Annotated in this window: 2 protein-coding genes; both read left to right on the top strand. The window is 71.4% G+C overall.

Annotated elements, in window-relative coordinates; genetic code table 11:
* Positions 1–750, top strand: a 750-nt coding sequence (locus VGH85_18155) for a crosslink repair DNA glycosylase YcaQ family protein (protein ID HEY2175732.1), incomplete at its 5' end; no start/stop codon positions are given.
* 333 nt (positions 751–1083) lie between these two features.
* Positions 1084–2871: replicative DNA helicase (locus tag VGH85_18150; GenBank protein ID HEY2175731.1), on the top strand; the 1788-nt coding region annotated here is incomplete at its 3' end.

Here is a 2871-nt window from a genome sequence, read left to right as displayed (position 1 = left end):
CTCGCGGTCCGGGAGGCGCGGCGGCGTTGGTGGCTGGCGGTGGTCCCAGTGACCGAGGCACAGGTGCAGGATGCGGCGGCGCGGGTGCGGGAACATCTCACGACCGCCGGAACGATGACCCGCGCGGACGTCGAGCGGGTCGCCGGGAAGGACTGCGCGCCCGGCGTCGGGCTGTGGCTGGACCTGGTCCGGGTCCCGCCGTCCGGCACCTGGGAACGTCGCCGGGCCGACCTCTACGGCCTCGCCGACTCCTGGCTCGGCCCGGCCACCGGCACCGCCGCCGAGGCGACCACCCACGTCGTACGCCGCTACCTCGCCGCATTCGGCCCGGCACTGCCCAAGGACATCGCCACCTGGGCCGGGCTGCCGGTGAGCACGGTGACCGATGTGCTCCACGAGCTCACGCTGCGGCGCTTCCGCGACGAGGACGGTCGGGAGCTCGTCGACCTGCCCCGCGCGCCGCTGCCCGACCCCGACACGCCGGCGCCGGTCCGGTTCCTGCCGACGTACGACGCCGTCCTGCTTGCGCACGCCCGCCGCGCAGCGGTCCTGCCGGAGAAGTACCGGAAGCTCGTCTTCCACACCAAGATGCCGCAGTCGGTCGGCACCTTCACCGTCGACGGCGCGGTCGCGGGCACGTGGAGATACGCCGCGGGCCGCATCGACGTCTCCCCGTTCGAGCCGCTCCGCGACGACGACGCCGAGCAGGTCGACGCCGAGGCCGGCCGGCTCGCCGCGTTCCATACCTGACCGGGTCGCCCCGGGAGCGCCGGAAAAATGGTCGCGACTTTCTTCCGTCCACAGCCTGTGCGCACTCGAACGGGCCGGTCAGAGCCTTCGCGCCGCCGTCCGGAAGCAGCGCTGTCCACAGGTCGTCCCCAGGCCCCACACAGGCGCGGCGGCAGTTGTCCACAGGCTGTCCGCAGGTCGGTGCACACCCGTTGTTGAGTCCGCCCCGGGCGGCGCCGTACCGTCGGCGGTCTTGGTCGATCCGCTCCAGCCCGGTCTTGTCGGTACCTCGCGGTAGGACAGTGCAGTGGCAGGAACCCGCGACCTGGACCTGACGTGGAGGGGGACACGCTGATGGCGGTCGTCGACGACCGGGGTGCACCGTCCCCGGCTGACTACGACCGCCAGCCGCCGCAGGACATCCAGGCAGAGCAGTCGGTGCTCGGCGGCATGCTGCTGTCGAAGGACGCCATCGCCGACGTGGTCGAGGTGCTGCGCGGGACGGACTTCTACCGGCCGGCGCACGAGGTCGTCTTCGACGTGATCCTCGACCTCTACGGTCGCGGTGAGCCGGCCGACCCGGTGACCGTGTCGGCCGAGCTGACCCGGTCCGGCCAGCTGATGCGGGTCGGCGGCTCGCCCTACCTGCACACTCTGATCTCGTCGGTGCCGACCGCGGCCAACGCCGGCTACTACGCCGAGATCGTCGCCGAGCGGGCGGTGCTGCGCCGGCTGGTGGAGGCCGGGACCCGCATCGTGCAGCTCGGTTACGGCGCCGCCGGCGGATCGGGCGGCGACGCCGACGACGCCGTCGACCGGGCCCAGGCCGCCATCTATGACGTCACCGAGCGGCGTACCAGCGAGGACTACATCCGGCTCGAGCAACTGCTGCAGGGCACGATGGACGAGATCGACGCCATCGCGACCCGGGGCGGCGCCAGCCTCGGAGTGCCCACCGGCTTCGCCGAGCTCGACCAGATCACCAACGGCCTGCACCCGTCGCAGATGGTGATCGTGGCCGGCCGGCCGGCGTCGGGTAAGTCGACCATCGGGCTCGACGTCGCGCGGTCCTGCTCGATCCGCAACGGCATGGCGTCGGTGATCTTCTCCCTCGAGATGAGCAAGTCCGAGATCACCATGCGGCTGCTCTCGGCCGAGGCCAAGGTGCCGCTGCACCACATGCGGTCGGGTCACATGAGCGACGACGACTGGGCCCGGCTCGCCCGCCGGATGGGCGAGGTCGCCGACGCTCCGCTCTACATCGACGACTCGCCCAACCTCACGATGATGGAGATCCGGGCCAAGGCCCGCCGGCTCAAGCAGCGCCACGACCTTCGCCTCGTCGTCGTCGACTACCTGCAGCTGATGACCTCGGGGAAGCGGGTGGAGTCGCGTCAGCAGGAGGTCAGCGAATTCTCCCGATCGCTGAAGCTGCTCGCCAAGGAGCTCGACGTCCCCGTCATCGCGATCAGCCAGCTCAACCGCGGGCCCGAGCAGCGCACCGACAAGAAGCCGATGCTCTCCGACCTGCGTGAGTCCGGGTGCCTGACGGCCGACACCCGCATCCTGCGGGCCGACACCGGCGCAGAGACCACCATGGGCGAACTCTTCGAGTCGGGGGAGAAGGACGTTCCGGTCTGGTCTCTCGACGACGGCCTGCGCTACGTCCGTCGGCACCTCACGCACGTGTTCACGACCGGCCGCAAGCGCGTCTTCCAACTCACGACGGCGTCGGGCAAGACGGTCCGGGCGACGGCGAACCACCCGTTCCTCACGTACGACGGCTTCCGGCCGCTGGGTGAGCTCGCGTCGGGCGACCGCATCGCCGTGCCCCGGCACGTGCCCGGGCCCGACCGGATGACCGTGTGGGATGACGAGAAGGCCGTCCTGCTGGGTCACCTGATCGGCGACGGCAGCTTCGTCGAGCGGCAGCCGCTGCGCTACGCGTCCATCGACGAGGCGAACCTGCGGGCGGTCACCACCGCCGCGCTGCACTTCGGCGTGGTCGCCGTCCGCGACGACTACGAGGCCGCGCGCTGCACGACCCTGCGCCTGCGCGCTCCGTTCCCGTTGACGCACGGCAAGCGCAATCCGATCGCCGCGTGGCTCGACGAACTCGGCCTGTTCGGCCTGCGCAGCCAC

The sequence above is a fragment of the Mycobacteriales bacterium genome, assembly GCA_036497565.1.
Lineage (GTDB): Bacteria > Actinomycetota > Actinomycetes > Mycobacteriales > QHCD01 > DASXJE01.
Note: the sequence above shows the minus strand (reverse complement) of the source record. Positions and strands in the feature narration are given on the sequence as shown.